A 25,522-nucleotide genomic window follows, 5' to 3' on the forward strand; every position below is an offset into this window, starting at 1 on the left:
GGATCTGTGGAGAACTCAGCGGCGGTCGGTGTCGTCCGTGCCGTCGGTGTCACCGGGCTCCTCGGCGACGTGCCCGGACTCGTCCTCCTGCGGCCGCGCGCCGGTGGCGTCGTTGAGCAGGTCCTCGAGGGCCTTGTCGAAGGCGTCGTCCTCCACGGTCTGCTCCGGGTTGCGCAGGCGGGCGACGAGGGCATCCGGCGCGTCGACGTCCTCGGACGTCGGCACGAGGTCGAAGTGCGACCAGAGGGCGTCCCGCTGCTCGGCGCCGAGCTCGTCGGTGACCCGCTGCCACATCGCCGCGGCCTCGCGCAGGCGGCGCGGTCGCAGTTCGAGCCCGACGAGGGTGGCGAACGCGGACTCGGCGGGGCCGCCCGCGGCGCGGCGGCGGCGGACCATCTCGGCGATGGCGCCGGCCTTCGGCAGCCGGCTCGTCGCCGCGGCGGTCACCGTGTCGACCCAGCCCTCGACCAGGGCCAGCATCGTCTCGAGCCGTGCGAGTGCGGCGTCCTGCTCCGGCGTGCGGGGCGGGATGAGGGCACCCGAGGCGAGTGCGTCGCGCAGCTGCTCCTGGTTCGTCGGGTCGATGTCGGCCGCGAGTTCCTCCACGCGGTCGAACGGGATGTGGATGCCGCGTGCGTACTCGGTGATCGACGAGATGATGTGCAGGCGCAGCCACCGCGCGGAGCGGAACAGCCGGGCGTGGGCGAGCTCGCGGACAGCCAGGTAGATGCGCACCTCGTCCTCGGGCACGTCGAGCCCCTCCGCGAACTCGGACACGTTCTGCGGCACGAGCGCTGCGACCTGCTCGTCGAGCAGCGGCACGCCGACGTCGCCACCCGAGACGACCTCCTTCGCGAGCTGTCCGACGACCTGGCCGAGCTGGATCGCGAACAGTGCGCCGCCGACGCCGCGCATCGCCTTCGAGACGTCCCCGAGCATGGCCTTGAGCTCTTCCGGGGCACGCTGGTCGATCGCCTCGGTCAGGGCGTCCGCGATGCTGAACGCGACCGGCTCGGCGATCTGGGTCCACACCGGCGTCGTCGCCCGTGCCCACTGCTCGCGGGTGTACAGGCTCGGTGCGGCGGTGAGCTCGGCGACGGTCGTGACCTCGTCGAGCCAGAGCGCTGCGACCTGGAACGCCTGGTCGGCGGCCTGTGAGGTCGCCGGGTCGACCGGGTGACCGCCGTCGCGGGCGATCGCGGTCGCACGGTCCGCCGTCGCGGAGAAGTCGATCCCGTCGCCGCCCGACTGCGCCGCGTGCTGCAGCTGGCTCATCAGGTTCGCCACGAAGGCCGGGTCGTTCGGCAGGCCGGCGGCTCCGGCGAGCTGCGACGGGTCGATCTGGCCCTCGCCCGAGAGCAGCTTGCGCAGCATCTCCTGGAAGTCGTCGTCCGGCCCAGGCTGGGGTTCATCAGGCATGCCGACTACGCTAATCGCTGCTCACGGGCACGGACCTGGGACGCCCCCGTGGGAACGCCCGAACCGCTGCGCCGAGGGCGAACACCCCACTCCGGAAGGATCCTGCGTGACCCTCTTCGCCCCCGCGCCCCGACGTCGATCCCGCGCCAGGACGGTCGGGTGGTCGTTCGTGGTCGGTGCCGTGGTCCTCGGCATCGTCGCGAGCCTGCTGCCGAGCCCCTACCTGATCGAGGTGCCCGGGCCGGTCTACAACACCATCGGCACGCAGCAGCAGGGGACGGGCAAGGACACGAAGGACGTCAAGCTCATCCAGATCTCCGGGCACGAGACGTACCCGACCTCCGGCGCGCTCGACATGCTCACCGTCGGCATCCAGGGCGACGCGACGAACCGACCGTCCTGGACGAGCGTGGTCCGGGCGATCTTCACCCGGTCGCAGGCGGTGATCCCGGTCGAGGCCGTCTACCCGAGCGGCACCACCACCGAGCAGGTCAACCAGCAGGACTCCGCCGACATGCAGGCGTCGCAGCAGTCCGCCGTCGCGGCGGCCCTCGTGCAGCAGGGCTACGACCTGCCCACCGAGCTGCAGGTCGGCACCGTGCAGGAGGGATCCGCGGCCGACGGCACCATCCGGCGGGGCGACGTCATCACCGCCTTCGACGGCACGTCACTGACCACGAACGCCGACGCCACCTCGCTGCGCGAGGCCGTCGCGGAGCACGGCACGAGCAGTCCCGCGACCATCACCCTGCGGCGCGACGGCGCGACGAAGCAGGTCCGCGTCACCCCGCGCGACGAGCAGGGCACCGCGCTCCTCGGCGTCGGGGTGACCGAACGCTACGACTTCCCGTTCCGGGTGTCGATCACGCTGCAGGACGTCGGCGGCCCCTCGGCCGGCATGATGTTCGCGCTCGGGATCATCGACGAGATCACGCCCGGCGAGCTGAACGGCGGCGAGCACGTCGCCGGTACCGGCACGATCACGGCCGACGGCGAGGTCGGCGCCATCGGCGGCATCCGCCAGAAGCTCTACGGCGCGAAGCAGGCCGGGGCCACCGTGTTCCTCGCACCCGCGGCCAACTGCGACGAGGTCGTCGGCCACGTCCCCGACGGACTCGACGTGTACAAGGTCTCGACGCTCGACCAGGCCGTCACGGACCTGCAGACGATCGCCGACGGCGGGAGCACCGCGAAGCTGGCCCGCTGCGGGTCCTGACGCGCATCCTGAGTCCCCGTACAGTTTCACCCTCGGTCCGGTCCCATAGGATCGGAGGCACTGACGGCCCGCCACGTGCCGGGCCCGCCGGTCCGACACGTCTGGAGCACATCAAGTGACGACAACCTCGTCCACCTCGGGGCGGCGTTCGCCGCGGGTCCCGATCGTGGTCACGATCATCGTGCTGGCCGCACTGGTGATCGGCTTCTTCATCTTCGCCAGCCTGTACACCGACTACGCGTGGTTCGCGCAGCTCGGCTTCCAGCAGGTCCTCACCACGCGCTGGACCGCCAGCGCGCTCATGTTCGTCGCCGGGTTCCTCGGCATGGCGATCCCGGTGTACGCGAGCATCGCGCTCGCCTTCCGGTTCCGCCCCGTCTACGCGAAGCTGAACTCGCAGCTCGACCGCTACCAGCAGGTCATCGAGCCGCTCCGCCGTGCCGTGATGATCGGCATCCCCGTCGTGCTCGGCATCTTCGCCGGCCTGTCGACCGCCGGCCGCTGGAGCATGGTGCTCGAGTACTTCAACCGCACGCCCTTCGGCAAGAAGGACCCGCAGTTCGGCCTCGACATCGGCTTCTACGTCTTCGAGCTGCCGTTCTGGCGCTCGGTCGTCGCGTACTCGTCGGCCGTCGTGCTCATCGCCGGCCTCGCCGCGCTGGCCGCCTGCTACCTCTACGGCGCCCTGCGCTTCGGGCAGCGCGAGGTCCGGGTGTCCCGGGCCGCCCGCGTGCAGCTGGCCGTGACCGCTGCGGTCTACGTCGCCCTGCAGGCCGTCAGCCTCTGGCTCGACCAGTACGCGACGCTCATCAAGGACAACCCGCGGATCACCGGTGCGCAGTACACCGACGTGAACGCGGTCATCCCGGGCCGCGAGATCCTGGCCGGCATCGCCGCGATCGTGGCGATCCTCTTCATCCTCACGGCGGTCATCGGTCGCTGGCGCATCTCGATCGTCGGTACCGGGCTGCTGCTCGTCGCGGCGATCGTCGTCGGCGGCATCTACCCGTGGATCGTCCAGCGTCTGCAGGTGAAGCCCTCGGAGCGCACCTACGAGTCCGCCTACATCGAGCGGAACATCAAGGCCACGCGCGACGCGTACGGGGTCGCCGGGGTCGAGGAGCAGAACTACGACGCCACCACCGAGGCGAGCTCCGGCGCCCTGGCAGAGGACGTGCAGACGACGGCGAACATCCGCCTCATCGACCCGAAGATCGTCTCGGACACCTTCAGCCAGCTGCAGCAGTACCGGCAGTACTACCAGTTCCCGAAGCAGCTCGACGTCGACCGCTACGACGTCAAGGGCAAGACCGAGGACACCGTCATCGCGGTGCGCGACATCGACCTCAACGGCCTGAGCAACGCAGCGAACACGCAGTACAACCGGGCCTTCGTCTACACGCACGGCTACGGCGTGACGGCGGCGTACGGCAACCAGCGCGCCTCGGACGGCAAGCCGGTGTTCCTCGAGTCGGGCATCCCGTCGAACGGCGCACTGGGCGACTTCCAGCAGCGCGTCTACTTCGGCGAGACCTCGCCGCCGTACTCGATCGTCGGTGCGCCGGAGGGCTCGAAGGACGTCGAGCTCGACTACCCGTCCGGCTCCGACGACGACTCGGACAACGGTGGCAACGCGACCACGACCTACGCCGGACAGGGCGGGCCGAGCATCGGCAACTTCTTCAACCGCCTGGTCTACGCGGCGAAGTTCCAGTCGGAGCAGATCCTGCTCTCGGACGCCGTCAACCAGAAGTCGCAGATCCTCTACGACCGTGACCCGCTCACCCGCGTCAAGAAGGTCGCGCCGTACCTGACGGTCGACAGCGACGCCTACCCGGCGATCGTCGACCACCGCATCCAGTGGGTCGTCGACGGCTACACCACGAGCGACGCCTACCCGTACTCGCAGAGCCAGAGCCTGTCGGACAGCATCGCGGGGGCCGAGAGCTCGGCGTACCGCACCGACCAGGTGAACTACATCCGCAACTCGGTGAAGGCCACCGTCGACGCGTACACGGGCAAGGTGACCCTCTACGCGTGGGACACCGAGGACCCGGTGCTCAAGACGTGGCAGAAGATCTTCCCGACCGCGATGCAGCCGGTCTCGAGCATGAGCGCCGAGCTCCTCGACCACGTCCGCTACCCCACGGACCTGTTCAAGGTGCAGCGCTCGATCCTCGGCACGTACCACGTCACGAACGCGAACTCGTTCTACTCGGGGGACGACGCGTGGAACACCCCGCAGGAGCCGACGACCACCTCGGCCGCGAACATCGACGACGCGGACACCACCAGCGGTTCGAACACGAACTCGCAGGTGCAGAACAATGCCCTGGGCGCCCAGTCCTCGTCGAGTCGGGCGAGCAACCTGCAGGACCCGTACTACCTCACGATGAAGGTGCCCGGGCAGGACACGGCGTACTCGCTCTACACCACGTACATCCCGCAGCAGACGGCCGGCGACAACAACCGCAACGTGCTCACCGGCTACCTGTCCGCGAACTCCGATGCGGGCGGTGCCGGCAAGGGGAAGAAGGGCTCCGGTTACGGCACGCTCACCCTGCTGACGATGCCGAAGACCGACAACATCCCCGGTCCGGTGCAGGTGCAGGGTCTCTTCAACGGTGACTCGCGGGTGTCGCAGCAGCTGAACATCCTGAAGCGCGGCAACTCGACCGTGAAGCAGGGCAACCTGCTGACCCTCCCGGTCGGCGGCGGCTTCCTCTACGTCCAGCCCGTGTACGTCCAGTCGACGTCGAGCGGCTCGTACCCGCTGCTGCAGAAGGTCCTCGTGGCCTTCGGTGACCGGGTCGAGTTCGAGAACACCCTCGACGAGGCCCTCGACGCATTGTTCGACGGCGACTCCGGCGCGACCGCCGGCGACTCCGACACCGGGGGCTCGGGCAGCGGCTCGACCGACGAGGGATCCGACTCCGGTTCGGGTTCGGACGCCGGGTCGGGCTCCGGCTCGACCGGCGGCTCGACGGGCTCCGGCACGGTCGACAACGACGCGCTGCAGGCGGCGCTGTCGGACGCGAACGACGCGCTGCAGGACCGCCAGCAGGCCTACGCGGACAACGACCTGGTCGCCGCGGCCGAGGCCGACCAGCGCCTGCAGGACGCCATCGAAGCCGCCACCGCGGCCGAGAACGGCGAGTGACACACCGTGGCGGGGCACTCGATTTGTGCCCCGCCACGGGCCCGTGTAGGCTGTTCAACGTGCCGCGGGGTGGAGCAGTTCGGTAGCTCGCTGGGCTCATAACCCAGAGGTCGTAGGTTCAAATCCTGCCCCCGCAACCAAGCGTCACAGCAAAGGCCCCGGTCCACTCGGACCGGGGCCTTTCGCATACCCGGGGCGTCGCCGAGCGTGATCGATGCCGGGCCTCGCTGCCCGCTTCCGCACACTGCCCGGCTACGCTCGGCGGATGGGCACCCTCACGATCGCGGCCGCGCAGTTCGCGCCGGTGGACGACACGAACGCCAACCTCGAGACCGTCCGCACCGCCGCCACCGAGGCAGCCGCTCGCGGAGCCCACCTGCTGGTGACGCCGGAGTACACGTCGTACTTCACGGCCGACATCGACGACCGCTTCGTCGCCGCAGCCGAACCGCTCGATGGTCCCTTCGTCACCGGGCTCCGCCGCATCGCGCGCTCGACCGGCATCGCCCTCGTGGTCGGGGTCGCCGAGACCGCCGACATCCCGGAACACTTCCGGAACACCCTGGTCGCCGTGCTGCCCGACGGGACCATCGCCGCGACCTACCGTAAGGTCCACCTCTACGACGCGTTCGGGTCACGGGAGTCCGACCGCATCGAGCCCGGCGACCCCGAGCAGCTGCCCGTCTTCGAGCTCGAGGGCGTCCGCGTCGGCCTCGAGACCTGCTACGACCTGCGGTTCCCCGAGGTCACCCGTCGGCTCGCCGCCCCCGAGGTCGGCGCCGCCGACGTCGTCGTCCTGCCCGCGGAGTGGGTCAAGGGGCCGGGCAAGGAACACCACTGGCGCACCCTGCTCACCGCCCGCGCGATCGAGAACACGATCTGGGTCGTCGGCGTCGGGCAGACCCCGCCGATCGGGATCGGCGGCTCGGTGGTGCTCGACCCTTCCGGCGTCGCCGTCGCGTCCGCCGGAGCGACCCCGGGCACGCTCGTCGCGACGGTGGACACGTCCGTCACCGCTTCGGTCCGGCAGACCAACCCGTCACTGTCGCTCCGTCGGTACGACGTCGCGCCGCGCGTCCGGCCAGGAGGCCCGTCCCACCCCTGACACGCACGTTCCATCCCACAGCGCGTGCTGTCGGATGCGGATCCGCGCGTGGGAGGTCGGAACGTCAGGCCGCCTCCACGCGGAACCACCACTGACGCGCGGCACTGTCGCAGAGTGTGTATCTGTCGGGAGGCCCGTCTCGCCTCCGCCACGCACGTTCCGTCCCATCGCGCGTGCTGTGGGATGCGGATCCGCGCTTGGGAGGTCGGAACGTCGGGCCTCCGACGCGCGGACCCGCCTTCAACGCGCGGAACGACCACCCAAGCGCGGAACTGCCGCGGAGCGTGGCTCTGTCGGGAGGCCCGTCTCGCCTCCGCCACGCGCGTTCCGTCCCATCGCGCGTGGTGTGGGAAGCGGATTCGCGCGTAGGAGGGTGGTTCGTCGGGCCTCCTACGCGCGGAACTGCCTTCCACGCGCGGAACGACCACCGACGCGCGGAACGACCACCCAAGCGCGGAACAGCGCCCGGCCGTTCCGCGGCGACCCCGGCGGGTCAGGACGCGGGACGGAGGGCGGCCAGGCGCTCGGCGGCCTCGGCGAGCACGGAGCGGCGCTTGCAGAACGCGAACCGCACGAGCGAGCGGTACCCCGCCGCGTGCTCCGGCCGGACGAACGCCGACACGGGGACCCCGACGACGCCGGTCAGCTCCGGCGCCCGCAGGCAGAACTCCCGGGCGTCCTCGTAGCCGAGCGGGGCCGTGTCCGCGAGGACGAAGTACCCGCCGTCCGGTCGGAACACGTCGAAGCCCGCGGTCCGGAGCCCGGCGGCGAGCAGGTCGTGCTTCACGGACAGTTCGGCGGCGATGCCGGCGAAGACCGCGTCCGGCAGGCGGAGTCCGGCGGCGATCGCCGGTTGGAAGGGCGCGCCGTTCACGAACGTCAGGTACTGCTTGACCGTCGTGATGGCATCGACGAGCAGCGGGGGAGCGGTCAGCCAGCCGATCTTCCACCCGGTCGTGCTGAAGGTCTTGCCCGCGCTCGAGACGGACACGGTGCGCTCGGCGGCGCCGGGCAGCGTCGCGACGGGCGTGTGCGGGACCGTGAACGTGAGGTGCTCGTAGACCTCGTCGGTGACGATCACCGCGTCGTACTGCGTGGCGAGGTCGACGATCGTCCGCAGCACCTCGACGGGCATGACGCGGCCGGTGGGGTTGTGCGGCGTGTTCACCAGGACCACCCGGGTCCGGTCCGAGAAGGCGGCGCGCAGGGTGTCCTCGTCCGGCAGGAAGTCCGGCGCGGTCAGGGGCACGGTGACGTGGACACCGCCGGCGAGGCGGATGAGCGCGCCGTAGGCGTCGTAGAACGGCTCGAAGGTGACGACCTCGTCGCCGGGTTCGACGAGGGCCAGGAGCGTGGCGGCCAGGGCCTCGGTGGCGCCGGCCGTGACGAGCACCTCGCTGTCGGGGTCGACCTCGAGGCCGTACCAGTGCTGCTGGTGGCCGGCGACGGCCGCGCGGAGGTCCGGCGTGCCCCGACCCGGCGGGTACTGGTTGGCGCCGTCCCGGATGGCCTGCACCGCGGCCTCGAGCACCTCGGCCGGACCGTCCTCGTCGGGGAAGCCCTGGCCGAGGTTGATCGCACCGGTGCGTGCCGCGAGGGCGCTCATCTCGGCGAAGACGGTGGGCGCGGGGACGCCGTCGGGTCCGAGGAGCATCGCGCCCTCGGCCGCTCGCAACCAGGGTCCTTGCTGTCGCATCTTCGTCTCCTGCCGTGCCGGCGACGACGTGTCGCGCTGGACGGACCCAACCTAGCTGGCCGTCCGCCGCGGTCCGGGGACCCGCTGTACAGCGCACGCATAAGATCGGCAGAGGTTGCTCGCAGCCTCGCCAGAAGCATCGTTCAGGTGGCTGGGACAGACTGCACGAGCTTGAAAGGAGCACGTCCAGCATGACCGACACCACACCCAACGGGCAGGGCGACGACTTCCGTCCGGACGATGCGGCATCGCCTGCCGCCAGTGAGGACGCCGAACAGGCGGCCACGAAGGGGAACACGTCGATGCAGAACGACTCCGACCAGCCGGACGACGCGGGCCGAGCACGGCCCGACGCCGCGTCGACGCCCGACCACACCGATGTGATCCCGTCGTCGACGGAGCACCCGACCGACCGCTTCACCGCGCCCTACCCTCGGGTCGACCAGACCCCGTCGTCGCAGGGCGGCTACGGCCAGCAGGCGACGCCCTACGGCCAGCAGCACGGCGAGCAGCAGTCCCAGCAGTCGCAGCAGTCTCAGTACGGTCAGCCGGCTCAGCAGCAGTACGGGCAGCAGCACCAGGGCCAGCAGCCCCGCTACGGCGAGCAGAGCCAGCAGTCGCACTACGGCCAGCAGCAGTACGGCCAGCAGGCCCAGCAGTCGCAGTACGGCCAGCAGGCACAGCACGCCCAGCAGTCGCAGTACGGCCAGTCGCACTACGGCCAGCAGCCCCAGCAACAGTACGGCCAGCAGGCCCAGCCGTCGCAGTACGGCCAGCAGCAGGCGCAGTACGGCCAGCAGGGCCAGCAGTCGCAGTACGGCCAGCCCACCGCCGCCCAGCCCCGCTACGGCGAGTACGCCCAGCCGGCGTCCGCCGCCGCCCCGGCGTCGTCGACCGAGTACACCGCGGCATCGGCCCAGGCACCGCAGTCCGCCACGAGCGCCTTCGGCGACGTGGACGGCTCCGACCGCCGCAACGGCCACTACTTCACCGAGGGCTCGACGGCCTCCAGCACCGCCGACCGCCGGACGGGACGCAACCGCCTCGTGCTGCCGATCGTCGCCGGTCTGGTCCTCGCGGGACTCGTCGGCGGCGGCGCCGGGTGGGCCGCGAGCGCCGCGAACGACGGCGGTGGCATCGTGTCCTCCGGCTCGTCGCAGGGCGGCAACCTCACGGTGAACGACTACGACTCCGCGACGGTCGTCACCGCCGTCGCCGCGCAGGCGACCCCGTCGGTCGTGACGATCAACGTGTCGTCGAGCAACGAGGCCGGCACCGGTTCCGGCGTCGTGATGACGAAGGACGGCTACATCGTCACGAACACGCACGTCGTCACCCTCGACGGTGACAGCGCGAACGGGTCGATCACGGTGACGACCTCCGACGGCAAGATCTACCCCGGCAAGCTCATCGGCACCGACCCGACGGTCGACCTCGCGGTCATCAAGATCGACGCCTCCGGCCTCAAGCCGATGGCGTTCGCTGACTCGACGAAGCTCAACGTGGGCGACACCGCGGTCGCGATCGGTGCCCCGCTCGGCCTGTCGAACACCGTCACCGACGGCATCGTCTCGACGCTGGACCGCAGCATCCAGGTCACCTCGAGCGCCCCCAGCCAGGGCGGCGACTCGAACGAGGGCGGCAACGGCGGCAGCGGTCCGTTCGACTTCTGGGGCAACGGCGACAACGGCAGCAGCTCCTCGGCGAACACGACGGTGTCGCTGCCGGTGATCCAGACCGACGCGTCGATCAACCCCGGCAACTCGGGCGGTGCGCTGCTCGACTCGAAGGGCCGCCTCATCGGCATCAACGTCGCCATCGCGTCGGCCGGCAGCTCGTCGTCGTCCGAGTCGGCCGCCGGCAGCATCGGCGTCGGCTTCTCGATCCCGTCGAACCTGGTGAAGCGGGTCGCCAACGAGATCAAGGACAACGGCTCGGCCACCCACGGACTCCTCGGTGCGTCCGTCGGCGACGCCTCCGACGAGCGCAGCGCCACGCAGATGGGCGCGCTCATCAAGTCGGTGTCGTCCGGTGGAGCGGCCGCGAAGGCCGGCCTGCAGAAGGGCGACGTCGTCACGAAGATCGGTTCGGCGAACGTCTCGGACGCGACCGACCTGACCGCGCAGGTCCGGTACTTCGCCGGCGGTGCCTCGACGACGATCTCGTACCTGCGGGACGGCCAGTCCCGCCAGGCGGACGTGACCCTGGGGACGTTCGACAGCAAGGGCTGACGCGACCAGTCGACGGACAGGAGGCCCGGTGCACGACGTGCGCCGGGCCTCCTGTCCGTCCCGGGGTCGGGTCCGCAGCCGCACCGCAAGGAGCCGGTTCGGCTCCTTGATAGGCTCATGGTCGCTCTGCGGGGCGGCACCGGCCCCGGTGCGTCCCGTGCTCCCAGCCAGCACCCCGAGGTACGCATGCAGACAGACGGACAGCCCCTGCCGGGCGTCTCGTACGTGATGCCCGTGCTCAACGAGGTCACCGAGGTCCGCGCCGCCGTGGGCAGCCTGCTCGACCAGGACTACGACGGCCCCTTCGAGGTCATCCTCGCCCTGGGGCCCTCGATCGACGGCACGAACGAACTCGTCGCCGAGATGAGCGCGGCCGACCCCCGCATCCGCGCGATCGAGAACCCGGTCGGCTCGACCCCCGCGGGCCTCAACGTCGCGATCCGCGCGTCGGTGCACCCCGTCGTCGTCCGGGTCGACGCGCACTCCGTGCTGCCGACGGACTACACCCGGATCGCGGTGCGCACGCTGCTCGAGTCCGGCGCCGACAACGTCGGCGGCATCATGCGGGCCGAGGGGCGCACGCCCTTCGAACGCGCGGTTGCCCTGGCCTACGGCAGCCGGGTCGGACTCGGTGGCACGCCCCACCACGTCGGCGGCACCGCCGGACCGGCCGAGACGGCATACCTCGGGGTCTTCAAGCGGGACCGCCTGTTCGCGGTCGGCCTGTTCGACGAGGGCATCAAGCGCGGGCAGGACTGGGAACTCAACCGGCGCCTGCGCCAGACCGGCGGCACCGTGTGGTTCACGCCGGAGCTCGTCGTGACCTACCGCCCGCGGCCGAGCCTGAAGCGGCTGGTCCGGCAGTTCGTCGCGACCGGACTGTGGCGCGGCGAGCTCGCCCGACGGTTCCCGGCGAACAACGGCCTGCGCTACTTCGTGCCCCCGGCGATGGTCGCCGCGATGGCGCTCGGCATCGTCGTGGGACTCGTCGGCGTCGTCGGTGCTGCGCTGGGCACATCGCTCGCCTGGGCGATGACCGGCTTCGTCGTCCCCGCGGTGTACCTGCTCTTCGTCGTGCTCGGATCGGTCGCCGTCGCGCGTCGGTCCGGTGTCGCGACCCTCGCCTGGTTGCTCGTGGTGCTGCCGTGCATCCACGTCGGATGGGGGATCGGGTTCATCATCGGGTTCCTCACCCGGACCTCCGAGCTGACCACCCACACCGGACGGTGACCGCATGACCGACCACGCTCTTCCCCACCAGGGCGCCGCACGGCCGTCCTCGATCGCCGAACTGCGTGCCGTGGCCCAACCGGACGAGGTCCGCGCCCGCGCCAACGCCGAGCACTGGACCGCCTCGCTGTACCTGCGCGACGTGTCCCCGTACCTGACCTGGGTGCTCCTGAAGACCCGGGTCAGCGCCAACCAGGTGACGGGCCTCATGATCCTGGTCGGCTGGAGCGTCGCCGCCGCCCTGCTCGTCCCCGGCATCTGGGGTGCCCTGCTCGCGCTGCTGCTCGGGCAGCTGCAGATGCTCGTCGACTGCAGCGACGGCGAGGTCGCCCGTTGGCGCGGCACGCACTCGCCCGCCGGGGTGTTCCTGGACAAGGTCGGCCACTACACGACAGAGGGGCTGATCCCCGTCGCCCTCGGCATCCGTGCCGCGACCTGGCCCGTGCACGACGCCGACTGGATGTGGACGACGATCGGGTGCGCGCTCGGTCTCGTCATCGTCCTCAACAAGGCGCTCAACGACATGGTGCACGTCGCCCGGGCAAACGCTGGCCTCGACAAGCTCGTCGACCGCCGCGACGCGTCGACCGCCCCGTCCGGGCGGAAGCTCGCCTCGCTCCGTCGGCTCGCCCGGTTCCTGCCCTTCCACCGCCTGTACCACTCGGTCGAACTGAGCATGCTCGCCTTCGTGTTCGCCCTGCTCGGGCTGGTCATCGGCGACCCGCTCGCCAGCCGGATCCTCGTCGGCGCGTTGCTGCCGCTCGCGGTGCTCGCCACGGTCGGGCACTTCCTGGCGATCATCGCGTCGAAGCGGGTCCGCGCGTGACACCCGGCACCGTGCGCCGCCACGCCGTCGTGCACCGGGCGCGCCCCCGCGTGGCCGTCGTGAGCCTGTCGCAGGGCACCCGCCCGGACGACCTGCGCCGGGGCCTCGAGAGCGTCCTGGCCCAACGGGACGTCGAGCTCGACGTCGTCTGCGTCGGCAACGGCTGGGAGCCGACCGGCCTGCCCGACGGGGTGCGGGCCCTGGCCCTGCCGGAGAACGTCGGGATCCCCGCCGGGCGCAACGCCGGAGCCGAGGTCGTGGACGGCGACTACGTGTTCTTCCTGGACGACGACGCGTCGGTGCCGTCGGACACGTTCCTGCGCGACGCGATCGACCGGTTCGAGCACGACCCGTCGCTCGGGCTCCTGCAGCCCCGCGTCGTCGACCCGACCGGGGCCGCGAACCCCCGCCGCTGGATCCCGCGCATCCGCAAGGGCGAGCCGGACCACTCGTCGCCCGTCTTCTCGGTGTGGGAGGGCGCGGTCGTCCTGCCCACGGACGTCTACCGGGCGGTCGGCGGCTGGGGTGCCGAGTACTTCTACGCGCACGAGGGCATCGAGCTCGCGTGGCGGGTGTGGGACGCCGGGCGCCGTGCGTTCTACGCGGGGGACCTCGTGGCGCACCACCCGGCGATCGACCCGGCACGGCACACCGAGTACTACCGGCTGAACGCCCGCAACCGGGTGTTCCTGGCACGCCGGAACCTGCCGGCGGTCCTGCGCCCGGTGTACGTCGGCACCTGGGCCGGCATCCAGGTGCTGCGCTGGTGGCGGCACCCGCGTCGACTCGCGACGTGGTTCGGTGGGATCCGCGAGGGGTGGACGGCCGACTGCGGTCCCACCCGCCCCATCGGCTGGCTCACCGTCGCGCGGATGACCCTGGCCGGTCGCCCGCCGGTCGTCTGAGCCGTCCGGACGAGAACAGCACACCCCTGCGGGAGGATGACCATGCCCATCACGAGCGACCTGCGCACCGCCGTCCGGCTCGCGAGCCGACTGCTCGCGTCGCGTCGGAGCCGTCGTGCGCTGGCCCGTCGGCTGCCGTCGGTGGCGACCCCCGCTCCGGGATCCATCGAGGTCGCCGTGTACTTCGCCGACGGCCCGGTGAACATGTACCAGGTGCGCCAGTGGTACGCGCCCCTGGCCGAGCTCGCCCGCACCCACCCGGTGGCGATCGTCTCGCGCAGCCCGGGCACGATGCTCCAGCTGCTCGAGGAGTCGCCGGTCCCCGTCGTGTACGCCCGGCAGGTGATCGACCTGGAGCACTTCGTCGAGACCCAGGCGCCGAAGCTCGTGCTGTACGTCAACCAGAACGCCCGCAACTTCCAGATGATGCGGTACGGGCGCATGTGGCACGTCTTCGTCAACCACGGCGAGAGCGACAAGATGTACATGACGACGAACCAGTTCAAGGCGTACGACCACGCGCTCATCGCGGGCGACGCCGCGCGCGACCGGCTGGCCGAGGCGCTGTGGGACTACGACCTCGACACGCGCACCACCGCGATCGGCCGGCCGCAGGCGGACCACTTCGCCGGCACCGTGCCGTACCCGCACGACGACCGCACCGTCGTGCTCTACGCCCCGACGTGGGAGGGCGACCGGCCCGCGGCGGCGTACGGGTCGATCGCCTCGCACGGCACGATCATCGCGGAGCAGGTCCTCGCCTCGCCGCGCCACCGGCTCGTGTACCGGCCGCACCCCCGGAGCGGCGTGCTGGACCCCGCGTACAAGGCGGCGCACGAGCGCATCCTGGCGGCCATCACCGCGGCGAACGCGGCGGACCCGTCGGCGCACCACGTGCACGACGACGGCCCGACGCTCGGCTGGCAGCTCGCCGACGCCGACGTCGCGATCACCGACATCAGCGCGATGATCTACGACCGGCTCGCCGTGGGCAAGCCGCTCATCGTGGCGCGTCCGGTCTCGCCGGAGGCCGAGGTCGACGAGCGCGGGTACCTCGGTGACGCGAACTGGCTGACGGCGGAGGACGCACCCCGCGTGCTCGAACGGGTGGACGCCGCGGCGGGCGACGCCGACGAGCTCGCCCGCCTGCAGCACTGGGTCGTCCGCTACTTCGGCGACACCACGCCCGGAGCCGCGACCGCGCGGTTCCACGCCGCCGTCGAACAGTTGCTCGCGCGGTGGCGGGACGTCGCAGCCGCTCGCGGCGAGGGCGGCCCCCGAGCGGAGCGCTGAGCCCGGTCGGGCCGCGGCCGGGTGCTCGTGCCCCGTCACGCGACCGGCCCCCCGCCGACGAGCGACATGCGCCAGAGGTACTCGGAGCGGTCCGGGCGCCGCCAGCGGACCACGACGACCCCGGTGCGCTCGGGATCGGCTCCGAACACCGCGATGGACAACGCGCGGCCCGGTTCGAGGCGTCGCACGGCGAGCGGCGGACAGTACCCGTCGCCGAGGTGGGTGAGGGTCAGGCCGTCGAGTGGCTCGTCCCCGGTGTTGACGAGGTCGTAGCGGCGCGGGGCGTGGGTGCGGTCGACGGAGAACGGGACGGGGTAGGCGGTCGGTGGGTGGTGCATGCCCGGAACGCTAGGGGGAGGGTCCGACGGTGGGGGCTGCCGGAACCGCGGGGACGCGCGGGCTGTGGAGGGAGCGCCCGGAGGCGGTGACCGTGCAGGGGGAGTACCCCGGGCGGTCAGGAGCCGTAGTCGGCCGAGTAGCGGGCCAGCGCGGCCTCGATCGTGTCGTCGAGCTGCAGCCGTCCCTTGTCCAGGTACAGCCCGCGGTCGCAGAACCGGCGCAGGTCCTTGTCGCTGTGCGAGACGAAGAAGAGCGTGCGGCCGCCGGCGAGCAGCTCCTCGATCCGCTTGTAGCACTTCTCGCGGAAGGCCTTGTCGCCGACCGCCAGGACCTCGTCGACCAGGATGACCGGCTCGTCGAGGCGCGAGATGACCGCGAAGGCGATGCGCACCTTCATGCCGCTGGACAGGTGCTTGTACGGGGTGTCGACGAAGTCGCCGATCTCGGCGAACGCGATGATCTCGTCGAACGCCTCGCGGATCTCGGAGCGCGTCATGCCGTGCAGCCCCGCGGTCAGGTACACGTTGTCCCGGACGGACAGGTCGCCGACGAACCCGCCGGTGATCTCGATGAGCGGGGCCACCCCGGCGCCGACGTCGACGCGGCCCTCGTCCGGCAGCATGACCTGCGCCACGAGCTTGAGGAGCGTCGACTTGCCCTGGCCGTTGCGCCCGACGACGCCGATCGCCTCGCCGGGGCGCACGTCGAAGGAGACGTCGCGGAGCGCCCAGAACTCGTCGGCGCGCTTCCGGCGCCCCCGGCCGGCGAAGAGGTCCTTGAAGTTGCGGCTCGCGCGGCGGTTCCGCTTGAAGCAGATGCCGGCGCCGCGCACCGAGATCACCGGGGCGACGGTCTCGGTGCGGGTGGTCTGGTCGGTGGCGGTCATCACAGCTCCTTGAGCACGCGGTGCTCGCTCCGACGGAACACGGCGAAGCCGACGACCAGGACCACGGCGGTGGTGAGCACCGACGCCCCGACCTCGAACCAGTCGAGCTGCGCGGGGAAGAACGCCGACCGGTACAGGCCGAAGATCCCGGTGAGCGGGTTGATCGCGGCGATCCCGCGCAGGGCGTCCGGCAGCGCGGTGGTGCCGTAGATGATCGGCGACGCGTAGAACAGGAAGCGCAGCACGAGCTTGGTCGCACGCTCCAGGTCGCGGAAGAACACGACGAGCGGCGCGACGATGAGGCCCAGGCCGTAGACCAGGGCGCACTGCAGGACGATCCCGAGCGGGAAGAACACCGCCTGCCAGTGCAGGTGCGCTCCCGTCGCGACGACGAACACGGCGAGTACCGGGATGCTCAGCAGGAACTCGATGCCCTTCGACGCGACGATCCGTGCGACCCAGATCGAGCGCGGGATCGTCGTCGACCGGATGAGCTTCGACTCCTTGATGAAGGCCCGGGTCGAGTCGGAGACACCGCCCGTGAACCACATCCAGGGGAGCAGCGCCACGAGCAGGAAGACGATGTACGGGTCCTCGCCCACCGAGCCGCGGTGGAACACCTTGGTGAAGACGAACCAGTAGATCGCCGACATCACCAGGGGGTCGAGGATCGACCAGAGGTAGCCGAGCGCCGACGTCGAGTAGCGGACGCGCAGGTCGCGGACCGTCAGCAGCCAGAGGGCATGACGGTAGCGCCGACCGGCGCTCCGTGTCGCCGCGGGAGCGGTCGGCACGGTCGCGGTCGGCGCACTCGCTGTCGTCACGGCTTCCCTCCGGGCGGAACCGCCGAGGGGGTCCTGATCAGCGCTCAGGCGAACAGGTCGTTCGCGCGCTCGAGGTCCTCGGCGAAGTCGATCTCGACCGCGTACAGGTCGGAGATGTCGATCGGCGTCCAGCGTAGCCCGTCCTCGGCGATGGCAGCCTCGATGCCGCCCTCGAAGTACTCCTGGTCGTCGACGCGACCGAGCTGGCGGATGAGGGTCTGCTTGTCACCGGCGGACACGTAGTTGATGCCGACGGCCTCGCCGAGGCCACCGACGACCTGCTTGGACAGCTTGTGGATGAAGCCCTCGGCGTCGACGGTGTACTTGACCTCTTCGTCGGAGACCTTCTCGGTGTTGACGCTGACGAACGAGCGGTCCTCGTCGATCATGTCGGCCGCGCGCACGAGCGCCATCGGGTCGAAGACGACGTCGCCGTTCATCCAGAGGACACCGCTCTTGCCCGTGGCCTTGAGCGCACGGAGCAGGCTCTTCGAGGTGTTCGTGGAGTCGTAGGACTCGTTGTAGACGAAGTTCGCCTCGGGGAAGGCCTCGACGATGTGCTCCGACTTGTAGCCGACGACGATGGTCACCCGGGCGCTCGAACCGAACGCCGCACGGATGTTGTCGAACTGCTGCTGCATGATGGTGCGGCCGTCGCTGAGCTCGGTGAGCGGCTTCGGCAGGCTGCGGCCGAGACGGCTCCCCATCCCCGCTGCGAGGATCACGATCTGCGTGGTCATGCTTGTCCCTTCTGGTGTCCGCCCGCGCGCCGTCGGGCACGGGCGGGCCTCGTCGAGTCTGCTCGCGGAACGTCCGAGTTCCCCGAGAACCCGGCGGTACCGACGCGCTGGCCGGCTGGTTCGTGGAGCCCGGGTGGTCCCGTTTCGGCGGGTTTCCCGGGGGTGAACACTCCGTCGTGTCTCGGTGAATGATACGGAAACCCGTCCGCGCGGGGTACAGCCCGACGCCCTTCGTGCCCAATTCGTGACACTGCACAGGCCCGTCCACCGGTGTCGGTACAGCATTGGTACGGTTGGGCGATGGCAGCCGGAGCAGCAGACGACGAGGACGTGTACGCCACGACCGACGCTGCCTGGATGACCGAGGCGAGCGACACCGACGAGGCAGACGCCGCCGCGGACGAACGTGCCGACGACGACGACATGGGGGACCCGGATGCGCCTGACGCACCCGACCGGGACGCGCTCGACGCGCCCGGTGATGACGCGATGACCGACGACGCTCCGGGCAGCGCGACGGACACCACGACGGCAGCGGAGGCGCCGACGGACGCCACCGCGACCGGCGTCGCGGCGGCAGCCGCGACACCGACGACCACCGGACCGCGGCCGGCGAAGACGAAGCGCGCGCGGCGGCAAGGGACGTGCCAAGCGCCCGGCGGGGGCCGGCGGGACCGCCGGCACCGTGCCTCCCGGCCGGAGCGCCGCGATCGACGCGACCGCCACGACGGACGCTGCCGACGCGGGCCGCGCCGTGACGGAGGCGGCCACCGCCGACGAGGCGCCGGCGCCCGTCGCGAAGAAGCGCGCGCCGCGCGCCGGAGCCGCACAGCCGCAGCAGCCGGTCGTGCTCCGGGCCAGCGGGCTGGTCAAGCGCTACGGGCAGACGCTCGCCGCGGACGAGGTCGACCTCGAGATCCGTCAGGGCTCGATCTTCGGCGTCGTCGGCCCCAACGGTGCCGGCAAGACCACGACGTTGTCGATGGTCACCGGTCTGCTGCGTCCGGACGCCGGCTCGGTCACCGTCCTCGACCACGACGTCTGGGCCGACCCGACCGCCGCCAAGCGCAGCCTCGGCGTGCTGCCGGACCGGCTCCGGCTGTTCGACCGGCTCACCGGCGCGCAGCTCCTCTACTACTCGGCGACGCTGCGGGGGCTCGACGGCGCGACCGCACGGGCACGCAGCGCGGACCTCGCCGACGCCTTCGGGCTCGGCGACGCGCTCGGCCGCCAGGTCGCCGACTACTCGGTCGGCATGGCGAAGAAGATCGCCCTCGCCGCCACCCTCATCCACTCGCCGCGGGTCCTCGTGCTCGACGAGCCCTTCGAGTCGGTGGACCCGGTGAGCGCCGCGACCATCACCGACATCCTGCGCCGCTACACCCGGGGCGGCGGGACCGTCGTGCTCTCGAGCCACTCGATGGAACTCGTGCAGCGCACGTGCGACTCGGTCGCCATCATCGTCGGCGGTCGCGTCCTGGCCTCCGGCACGATGGCGCAGGTGCGCGGGCGCAAGAGCCTCGAGGACAAGTTCGTCGAACTCGCCGGCGGTCGCGTCGTCGCAGAGAGCATGGAATGGTTGCACAGCTTCTCCGGCTGAGGGTCGACCTGCTCGCGGGCGAGGTCCGCGGCAGCGCCCGCCGGTCGGTGTTCGTCGTGCTCGGCAGTCTGGTCGGGATCCTCGCCGCGCTCTGGGCCGCGGCGCAGCTCGTCGACCTCCGCCCGGTCGACGCCGAGACGGCGCGGGCGGTCGTCGTGCCGGTCGGAGCCCTCCTCGTGTTCGCGTTCACCGTGGTGCCGCTCGTGGTCGGCCGGGGTGACCAGCTCGACCCGAGGCGCTTCACGGTCTTCGGGATCGGCCGCCGCCGGCTCGCAGTGGGCCTCGGCGTCGCCGGGCTCGTCGGCGTCCCGGTGCTCGGTGTCGTCGTCGTCGCGGTCAGCCAGGTCGCCGTCTGGGCCCGCGACGCGGGGACGGGGTTCCTGGCGGTCGTCGCCGGGCTGCTCGCCGTGGCCACCTGCGCCCTGCTCGTCCGGGTCGGCAGCGCCGTCGGCTCGCGTGTCATCGGCCCCCAGCGGTCGCGGGACGCCGGGTGGCTCGTCGCCCTCGTCGTCGTCGCGCTGACGATCCCGGCCGTGTCCCTGCTGCTGCGCGTCGACTGGCTCGACACCCGCGGCGCCGAACTGCAGCGCGTCGCGGACGTCGCCGGCTGGACGCCGTGGGGTGCGGCGTGGGCGGTGCCGGCGGACGTCGCCAGCGGGCACGTCGGAGCGGGCGTCCTCAAGCTGCTCGTCGCCGTCGTCGTGGTCGCCCTGCTCGCCTGGGCCTGGTGGGCGCTGGTCGGCCGGGCACTCGAGACCGTCGACGGTCGCCCCCGTGCCCGTCGCTACCGCGGGCTCGGCTGGTTCGCCCGACTCGGGTCCACGCCCGTCGCCGCGGTCGCCGCCCGCGCCCTGACCTACTGGGTGCGGGACCCGCGCTACCGCGCCTCGTACCTGGTCATCGTGTTCGTGCCGGTCGTGGTGCTGCCGCTCGGCGTCGCCGGTGTGCCGTGGCACTGGACGGCCCTCGTGCCGCTGCCGCTGATGGCCCTGATCGCCGGGTTCCTGCCGCACAACGACGTCTCCTACGACAACACGGCGGTCTGGCTGCACGTGGCGTCCGGCGCACCGGGGTGGAGCGACCGGCTCGGCCGCGTCGTGCCGCTGCTCGTCGTCGGTGCGCCCCTGCTCGTGGCCGGTGCGTGGGTGTCCGCGCGCCTCTACGGCGACCTGTCGGTGTTCCCGCTGCTCGTCGGCGTGAGCGCGAGCGCCCTGCTCTCCGGCCTCGGGCTGTCGAGCGTGGTCTCGGTCCTCATGCCGTACCCGACGGTGCGACCCGGCGACCACCCGTTCCAGCAGCCGCAGGCCGCCGGCGTCGCCGCGACCGTGGCACAGGCGACGATGGTCATCGCGATCGTGGTGTGCACGGTGCCCGCCGCGGTGCTCGCCGCACTCGCCCTGACGCAGGGCGCGGAACCGTGGTCGATGCTGACGCTCGGCGTGGGCATCGGGGTCGGCGTCGTGGTCCTCGCGATCGGTGTGGCAGCGGGCGGGGCACTGTTCGACCGCCGTGGTCCGGACCTGCTCGCCGCGGCGCAGCGCAACTGACCGCAGGCACGCTGCGCGTCCGGCTCGACCGTCGTACCCTGGGTCCATGAGCATGACGGAACCCGGCGGCGGCCTCGACGTGATGGACCGGGAGCTCGAGAAGCTCCTCGAAGACGAAGCGATCGAGCCCGGCGACCACGAGCGGTTCTCGCACTACGTCAAGAAGGACAAGATCCTGCAGTCCGCCCTGTCCGGCAAGCCGGTCAAGGCGCTGTGCGGCAAGAAGTGGATCCCGGGCCGCGACCCGGAGAAGTTCCCGGTCTGCCCGGACTGCAAGGCCATCTACGAGAAGATGAAGGCCGAGTAGACGCGAGCACGGAACGGACGGGAGGCCCGTGGCGACGCCGCCACGGGCCTCCCGTCCGCCGTCTGCGCGGGTTGCCTGCGCATGGTGAGCAGAAGAGGTCGGGTCGCCGTCTGGGACCCAACCGTTTCTGCTCACCAAGCGGCGCGCCGGACGCCACCACGGGCTTCCCGTGCGCGGGCTGCGCATGGTGAGCACAAGATGTCGGGTCGCCTTCGGGGACTCGACCGTTTCTGCTCACCAAGCGGCGCGTGCGGCGTCGCCACGCGCCTTCCGTGCGCGGCCTGCGCATGGTGAGCAGAAGAGGTCGGGTCGCCTTTCGGGACCTGACCTCTTCTGCTCAGCAAGTGGCGCGTGCGACGCCGCCACGGGCCTCCCGCGCGCGGCCTGCGCTTGGTGAGCAGAAGATGTCGGGTCGCCGTCCGCGACCCGACATCTTCTGCTCACTGGACGACGCGGCCCGCGGCCCGAGGCCCCCGCGCCCGCGCTCAGATCACCAGCGTCGGGATCGCGGGGTCGCCGCGGCCGATGCGCGCGGCGTCCGCGGGCAGTTCGGCCTTCGACCGCTTGTGGTGCGCCCGGGCGGCTTCGACGCCGTCGACCCCGAGGAAGGCCTGGTCGACCTCGCCGCCGGTGACCACCGGCACGAGCAGGGGGCGCTCGTCGGGGCCGACCTGGCCCTGGGTGAGCACGACCTCGGCCGTCGCGACCCCGTTGCGCAGGCGTCGGCCGGCCTCCTTGCGGCCGCCTGCCGAGGCCTTGTCGGCGGACTTCTTCGCGACCGGCACCCACGAGTCGCCGTCGGCGGACTCGTGCGCGACGAGCTTGAAGACCATGCCGGCGGCAGGGTGGCCGGAGCCGGAGACGACCGAGGTGCCGACACCGTACGAGTCGACCGGCGCCGCGCGCAGGGCGGCGATCGTGTACTCGTCGAGGTCGTTCGTGACCGTGATCTTCGTGCCGGTCGCGCCGAGCCGGTCGAGCTGTGCCCGCACCGACGCCACGACCGAGGGCAGGTCCCCGCTGTCGATGCGGACGGCGCCGAGCGCACCGTCGGTGAGCCGGACGGCGGTGTCGACGGCCGCCTCGATGTCGTAGGTGTCCACGAGCAGCGTCGTGCCGCTGCCGAGGGCGTCGAGCTGCGAGCGGAACGCGGCCTCCTCCGAGTCGTGCAGCAGCGTGAAGGCGTGCGCCGCGGTGCCCATCGTCGGGATGCCCCACGTGCGCCCGGCCTCGAGGTTGCTCGTCGCGCCGAACCCGGCGATGTACGCGGCGCGCGCGGCGGCGACGGCGTTCCACTCGCCCGTGCGGCGCGAGCCCATCTCGGCCAGGGGGCGTCCGTCAGCCGCGGAGACCATGCGTGCCGCGGCGGACGCGATCGCGGAGTCCGCGTTGAAGATGCTCAGCGCGAGCGTCTCGAGCACGACGGCCTCGGCGAAGGTGCCCTCGACCTGCAGGATGGGGGAGTTCGGGAAGTAGACCTCGCCCTCGCGGTACGCGCGGACGTCACCGGTGAAGCGGTAGTCGGCGAGCCAGGCAGCGGTCCCCGCGTCGATGACGCCGCGGTCGCGCAGGAAGCCGATCTCGTCGTCGCCGAAGCGGAACTCGCCGAGTGCGGTGAGGAAGCGTCCGAGCCCGGCGGCGACGCCGTACCGGCGTCCGTCCGGCAGTCGGCGGGCGAAGACCTCGAAGACGCACCGGCGGTCGGCGGTCCCGTCCTTGAGGGCCGCGTCGACCATGGTGAGTTCGTACTGGTCGGTCAGGAGCGCGCTGGTCACCCCTCCGACACTAGTGACGCGACGGTCGGGAGGCCCGGATTGCGTCGTGCACGCAGCCGCGGCGCGCAGGTGGTCGGTCCGTACGGCCGCCGCCTGCGTCGGTACGCTGGTCACCGTGACGGATGCACCGATCGGAGTCTTCGACAGCGGGGTCGGCGGGCTCACGGTGGCCCGCGCCATCATCGACCAGCTGCCGCGCGAGAGCATCCGGTACGTCGGCGACACCGTGCACTCGCCGTACGGCCCGAAGCCCATCGCGGACGTCCGCCGCTACGCGCTCGAGGTGATGGACGACCTGGTCGAGCAGGGCGTGAAGGCCCTCGTCATCGCCTGCAACACGGCGTCGTCCGCCGTGCTCCGCGACGCCCGTGAACGCTACGAGCAGGCCTGGGGCATCCCGGTGGTCGAGGTCATCCAGCCCGCGGCCCGCGCTGCGGTGAAGCAGACCCGGACCGGCCGGATCGGCGTCATCGGCACCGTCGGCACGATCGCGTCGCGTGCGTACGAGGACGCCTTCGCCGTCGCCGCCGACGTCACGTTGACGACAGCGGCGTGCCCGCGGTTCGTGGAGTTCGTCGAGGCGGGGGACACCTCGTCGGCGGCGCTCCGCGAGGTCGCGGCCGGCTACCTCGACCCGGTGCGGGCGGCGGACGTCGACACCCTCGTGCTCGGCTGCACGCACTACCCGCTCATGTCCGCCGCGATCCAGTTCGTCATGGGTCCGGACGTCACCCTGGTGTCGAGCGCCGAGGAGACCGCGAACGACGTCTACCGGCGGCTCGTCGAGCACGGCCTCGAACGCACCGCGACGACCGCGCCGACGTACTCGTTCGAGTCGACCGGCGACGACGAGGCAGGCTTCCTCCGGCTCGCCCGTCGGTTCCTCGGCCCCGAGATCGTGCGCGTCGGCCACCTCGAGACCGGCGCCATCACCCTGCCCCGCGAGCGGGCCTGAGCGGCGACCAGCCGCCCACCGCAGCCCGCTCCGCACGACCCGCACCGTGCCTCCCGGCCGGACCGAAAGGACACCATGACCACCCGCATCGACGGCCGCCAGGCCGAGGACCACCGCCCCGTCACCATCGAGCGGGGGTGGAGCACGCAGGCCGAGGGCAGCGCGCTCATCTCGTTCGGCGACACGAGGGTGCTCTGCACCGCCTCGTTCACGAACGGCGTGCCGCGCTGGCTCGCCGGCAAGGGCACCGGCTGGGTCACCGCCGAGTACTCGATGCTGCCGCGCTCGACGAACGAACGCATGCAGCGTGAGTCGATCAAGGGGAAGGTCGGCGGGCGCACGCACGAGATCTCCCGGCTGATCGGCCGCTCGCTCCGCGCCGTGGTCGACACGAAGGCCCTCGGCGAGAACACCCTCGTCATCGACTGCGACGTGCTGCAGGCCGACGGCGGCACCCGCACGGCGTCGATCACCGGCGCCTACGTGGCGATGGCCGACGCGATCGAGTGGGGCCGCGACAAGGGCTTCATCGGCAAGAAGGCCGCCCCGCTGACCGACAGCGTGCAGGCGATCTCGGTCGGCATCGTCAAGGGCGAGCCGATGCTCGACCTGGCGTACACCGAGGACTCCGCCGCCGACACCGACATGAACATCGTCACCACGGGCTCGGGCAAGTTCATCGAGGTGCAGGGCACCGCCGAGCACGCGCCGTTCGACCGCGACGAGCTGAACGTGCTGCTCGACCTGGGCCTGGCCGGCAACCAGTCGCTCGCGGCGATCCAGCGCTCGGTCCTGGGTCTGGCGTGACGTCCCGCGAGGTGGTCCTGGCCACCCACAACCAGGGCAAGGTCGTCGAGCTGCGCGAGATCCTCGGGTCGGCGTTGGGCGAGGGCGTCGAGCTCGTCGGCTACGACGGCCCCGAGCCCGTCGAGGACGGCGACAGCTACGCCGCGAACGCCCTCATCAAGGCCCGGGCCGCGGTCGCGCACACGGGGCTGCCGGCGCTCGCCGACGACTCGGGCATCGCCGTCGACGCGCTCGACGGGGCGCCGGGCATCCACTCGGCCCGGTACGCCGGGACCCGGTCGGACGCCGACAACATCGCGCTGCTGCTGCAGAACCTGGAGGGCGTCGTGGAGCGCACCGCCGCCTTCGTGTGCGCGGCCGCGTTCGTGACGCCCGACGGGGCCGAGCACGTCGTCGAGGCGGTGTGGAACGGCGAGGTCACCACCGAGCCGATCGGTGACGGCGGGCACGGCTACGACCCCGTGTTCCGGCCGGACGACGCCGATCGCTCGTCGGCGGAGCTCACGCGCGAGGAGAAGAACGCGCTCTCGCACCGCAGCAAGGCGTTCCGCGGCATCGCCCCGATCGTGCGGGAGCACTTCGGGGTGTAGCGGGAGCGGGGACCGCGGCGCGGGCTACGGCCCCGGGCGGCCGGTGCGAGTGCGGTTCGCACAACCGAAGT

The 25,522-nt window shown here is 71.7% G+C and carries 21 protein-coding genes and 1 tRNA gene; 15 read left to right on the forward strand and 7 right to left on the reverse strand.

Features of this window, described 5'->3' with window-relative positions; all coding sequences use genetic code 11:
• Positions 1–15: 15 nt before the first annotated feature.
• Entirely contained in the window at positions 16–1,419 is a 1,404-nt protein-coding gene (locus tag DEI99_RS04695; RefSeq protein WP_111041121.1) for a zinc-dependent metalloprotease, read from the reverse strand.
• Positions 1,420–1,525: 106 nt separating this feature from the next.
• On the opposite strand from DEI99_RS04695, the gene DEI99_RS04700 reads away from it, so the two are divergent.
• The 4 genes from DEI99_RS04700 (at position 1,526) to DEI99_RS04715 (ending at position 6,900) form a co-directional block, all read left to right on the forward strand.
• A complete protein-coding gene (locus DEI99_RS04700) occupies positions 1,526–2,635 on the forward strand; it encodes a YlbL family protein (RefSeq protein WP_258369276.1) in 1,110 nt (369 codons plus the stop codon).
• A 166-nt stretch (positions 2,636–2,801) separates the two neighbouring features.
• Positions 2,802–5,795 (forward strand): UPF0182 family membrane protein, encoded by a 2,994-nt coding sequence (locus tag DEI99_RS04705; RefSeq protein ID WP_258369277.1) that lies wholly within the window; start codon positions 2,802–2,804, stop codon positions 5,793–5,795.
• A 63-nt stretch (positions 5,796–5,858) separates the two neighbouring features.
• Positions 5,859–5,935, forward strand: a tRNA-Met gene (locus DEI99_RS04710).
• A gap of 125 nt (positions 5,936–6,060) precedes the next feature.
• A complete protein-coding gene (locus DEI99_RS04715; protein ID WP_111041134.1) occupies positions 6,061–6,900 on the forward strand; it encodes a carbon-nitrogen hydrolase family protein in 840 nt (279 codons plus the stop codon).
• Between the two features lie 493 nt (positions 6,901–7,393).
• On the opposite strand, the gene DEI99_RS04720 is transcribed toward DEI99_RS04715, so the two are convergent.
• Positions 7,394–8,596, reverse strand: coding sequence for an aminotransferase class I/II-fold pyridoxal phosphate-dependent enzyme (locus DEI99_RS04720; RefSeq protein WP_111041123.1), 1,203 nt, complete (start codon positions 8,594–8,596; stop codon positions 7,394–7,396).
• A 191-nt stretch (positions 8,597–8,787) separates the two neighbouring features.
• On the opposite strand from DEI99_RS04720, the gene DEI99_RS04725 reads away from it, so the two are divergent.
• The 5 genes from DEI99_RS04725 (at position 8,788) to DEI99_RS04745 (ending at position 15,081) form a co-directional block, all read left to right on the forward strand.
• Entirely contained in the window at positions 8,788–10,827 is a 2,040-nt protein-coding gene (locus DEI99_RS04725; protein WP_258369278.1) for a S1C family serine protease, read from the forward strand.
• 186 nt (positions 10,828–11,013) lie between these two features.
• A complete protein-coding gene (locus DEI99_RS04730) occupies positions 11,014–12,057 on the forward strand; it encodes a glycosyltransferase family 2 protein (RefSeq protein ID WP_111041124.1) in 1,044 nt (347 codons plus the stop codon).
• A 4-nt stretch (positions 12,058–12,061) separates the two neighbouring features.
• The gene (locus DEI99_RS04735) at positions 12,062–12,883 is read left to right on the forward strand and encodes a CDP-alcohol phosphatidyltransferase family protein (protein ID WP_111041125.1); all 822 of its coding nucleotides are present in this window, start codon (positions 12,062–12,064) and stop codon (positions 12,881–12,883) included.
• Entirely contained in the window at positions 12,880–13,788 is a 909-nt protein-coding gene (locus DEI99_RS04740) for a glycosyltransferase family 2 protein (RefSeq protein ID WP_258369279.1), read from the forward strand. The genes DEI99_RS04735 and DEI99_RS04740 overlap by 4 nt, the downstream gene beginning before the upstream one ends.
• A 42-nt stretch (positions 13,789–13,830) precedes the next feature.
• A complete protein-coding gene (locus DEI99_RS04745) occupies positions 13,831–15,081 on the forward strand; it encodes a CDP-glycerol glycerophosphotransferase family protein (RefSeq protein WP_111041126.1) in 1,251 nt (416 codons plus the stop codon).
• A 35-nt stretch (positions 15,082–15,116) separates the two neighbouring features.
• On the opposite strand, the gene DEI99_RS04750 is transcribed toward DEI99_RS04745, so the two are convergent.
• The 4 genes from DEI99_RS04750 to DEI99_RS04765 form a co-directional block, all read right to left on the reverse strand.
• Positions 15,117–15,419: a hypothetical protein gene (locus DEI99_RS04750; RefSeq protein WP_071263309.1), complete on the reverse strand. Its 303-nt coding sequence runs from the start codon at positions 15,417–15,419 to the stop codon at positions 15,117–15,119.
• A gap of 116 nt (positions 15,420–15,535) precedes the next feature.
• A complete protein-coding gene (locus tag DEI99_RS04755) occupies positions 15,536–16,306 on the reverse strand; it encodes an ABC transporter ATP-binding protein (protein ID WP_071263307.1) in 771 nt (256 codons plus the stop codon).
• On the reverse strand, positions 16,306–17,130 hold the full coding sequence (locus tag DEI99_RS04760) for an ABC transporter permease (RefSeq protein WP_083404925.1): 825 nt from the start codon (positions 17,128–17,130) through the stop codon (positions 16,306–16,308). Before DEI99_RS04760 ends, DEI99_RS04755 begins: the two co-directional genes overlap by 1 nt.
• Positions 17,131–17,174: 44 nt before the next feature.
• Positions 17,175–17,870, reverse strand: coding sequence for a phosphocholine cytidylyltransferase family protein (locus DEI99_RS04765; RefSeq protein WP_111042852.1), 696 nt, complete (start codon positions 17,868–17,870; stop codon positions 17,175–17,177).
• Positions 17,871–18,555: 685 nt separating this feature from the next.
• On the opposite strand from DEI99_RS04765, the gene DEI99_RS04770 reads away from it, so the two are divergent.
• Genes DEI99_RS04770 through DEI99_RS04780 form a run of 3 tightly spaced genes read left to right on the forward strand, consistent with a single transcriptional unit; the run spans position 18,556 to position 21,324 of the window.
• On the forward strand, positions 18,556–19,470 hold the full coding sequence (locus DEI99_RS04770) for an ABC transporter ATP-binding protein (RefSeq protein WP_284180950.1): 915 nt from the start codon (positions 18,556–18,558) through the stop codon (positions 19,468–19,470).
• Positions 19,446–21,017 carry an ABC transporter permease gene (locus DEI99_RS04775; protein ID WP_111042853.1) on the forward strand — a complete coding sequence of 524 codons (1,572 nt, stop codon included), beginning with the start codon at positions 19,446–19,448 and terminating at the stop codon, positions 21,015–21,017. The genes DEI99_RS04770 and DEI99_RS04775 overlap by 25 nt, the downstream gene beginning before the upstream one ends.
• A gap of 46 nt (positions 21,018–21,063) precedes the next feature.
• Positions 21,064–21,324, forward strand: a complete 261-nt coding sequence (locus tag DEI99_RS04780; RefSeq protein ID WP_099051947.1) for a DUF3039 domain-containing protein — start codon at positions 21,064–21,066, stop codon at positions 21,322–21,324.
• 485 nt (positions 21,325–21,809) lie between these two features.
• Here DEI99_RS04780 and DEI99_RS04785 read toward each other — a convergent pair whose 3' ends face one another.
• Positions 21,810–23,099 carry a nicotinate phosphoribosyltransferase gene (locus tag DEI99_RS04785; protein ID WP_111042854.1) on the reverse strand — a complete coding sequence of 430 codons (1,290 nt, stop codon included), beginning with the start codon at positions 23,097–23,099 and terminating at the stop codon, positions 21,810–21,812.
• Positions 23,100–23,214: 115 nt separating this feature from the next.
• On the opposite strand from DEI99_RS04785, the gene murI reads away from it, so the two are divergent.
• The 3 genes from murI (at position 23,215) to rdgB (ending at position 25,451) form a co-directional block, all read left to right on the forward strand.
• Positions 23,215–24,054, forward strand: a complete 840-nt coding sequence (gene murI / locus DEI99_RS04790) for a glutamate racemase (protein WP_111042863.1) — start codon at positions 23,215–23,217, stop codon at positions 24,052–24,054.
• Between the two features lie 75 nt (positions 24,055–24,129).
• Positions 24,130–24,861 (forward strand): ribonuclease PH, encoded by a 732-nt coding sequence (rph, locus tag DEI99_RS04795; protein WP_111042855.1) that lies wholly within the window; start codon positions 24,130–24,132, stop codon positions 24,859–24,861.
• Positions 24,858–25,451, forward strand: a complete 594-nt coding sequence (rdgB, locus tag DEI99_RS04800; RefSeq protein ID WP_111042856.1) for an RdgB/HAM1 family non-canonical purine NTP pyrophosphatase — start codon at positions 24,858–24,860, stop codon at positions 25,449–25,451. Before rph ends, rdgB begins: the two co-directional genes overlap by 4 nt.
• Positions 25,452–25,522: the final 71 nt, after the last annotated feature.

Source organism: Curtobacterium sp. MCLR17_036 (assembly GCF_003234445.2).
Lineage (GTDB): Bacteria > Actinomycetota > Actinomycetes > Actinomycetales > Microbacteriaceae > Curtobacterium.

What these genes read in the sequence shown, in the direction of transcription:
- DEI99_RS04745 (WP_111041126.1), top strand. Translation starts at nt 13,831, where the DNA reads ATGCCCATCACGAGCGACCTGCGCACCGCCGTCCGGCTCGCGAGCCGA.
- DEI99_RS04750 (WP_071263309.1), bottom strand. Translation starts at nt 15,419, where the DNA reads ATGCACCACCCACCGACCGCCTACCCCGTCCCGTTCTCCGTCGACCGC.
- rph (WP_111042855.1), top strand. Translation starts at nt 24,130, where the DNA reads ATGACCACCCGCATCGACGGCCGCCAGGCCGAGGACCACCGCCCCGTC.
- DEI99_RS04765 (WP_111042852.1), bottom strand. Translation starts at nt 17,870, where the DNA reads ATGACCACGCAGATCGTGATCCTCGCAGCGGGGATGGGGAGCCGTCTC.
- DEI99_RS04735 (WP_111041125.1), top strand. Translation starts at nt 12,062, where the DNA reads ATGACCGACCACGCTCTTCCCCACCAGGGCGCCGCACGGCCGTCCTCG.
- DEI99_RS04720 (WP_111041123.1), bottom strand. Translation starts at nt 8,596, where the DNA reads ATGCGACAGCAAGGACCCTGGTTGCGAGCGGCCGAGGGCGCGATGCTC.
- DEI99_RS04715 (WP_111041134.1), top strand. Translation starts at nt 6,061, where the DNA reads ATGGGCACCCTCACGATCGCGGCCGCGCAGTTCGCGCCGGTGGACGAC.
- DEI99_RS04775 (WP_111042853.1), top strand. Translation starts at nt 19,446, where the DNA reads ATGGTTGCACAGCTTCTCCGGCTGAGGGTCGACCTGCTCGCGGGCGAG.
- DEI99_RS04695 (WP_111041121.1), bottom strand. Translation starts at nt 1,419, where the DNA reads ATGCCTGATGAACCCCAGCCTGGGCCGGACGACGACTTCCAGGAGATG.
- DEI99_RS04780 (WP_099051947.1), top strand. Translation starts at nt 21,064, where the DNA reads ATGAGCATGACGGAACCCGGCGGCGGCCTCGACGTGATGGACCGGGAG.
- DEI99_RS04725 (WP_258369278.1), top strand. Translation starts at nt 8,788, where the DNA reads ATGACCGACACCACACCCAACGGGCAGGGCGACGACTTCCGTCCGGAC.
- DEI99_RS04730 (WP_111041124.1), top strand. Translation starts at nt 11,014, where the DNA reads ATGCAGACAGACGGACAGCCCCTGCCGGGCGTCTCGTACGTGATGCCC.
- DEI99_RS04755 (WP_071263307.1), bottom strand. Translation starts at nt 16,306, where the DNA reads ATGACCGCCACCGACCAGACCACCCGCACCGAGACCGTCGCCCCGGTG.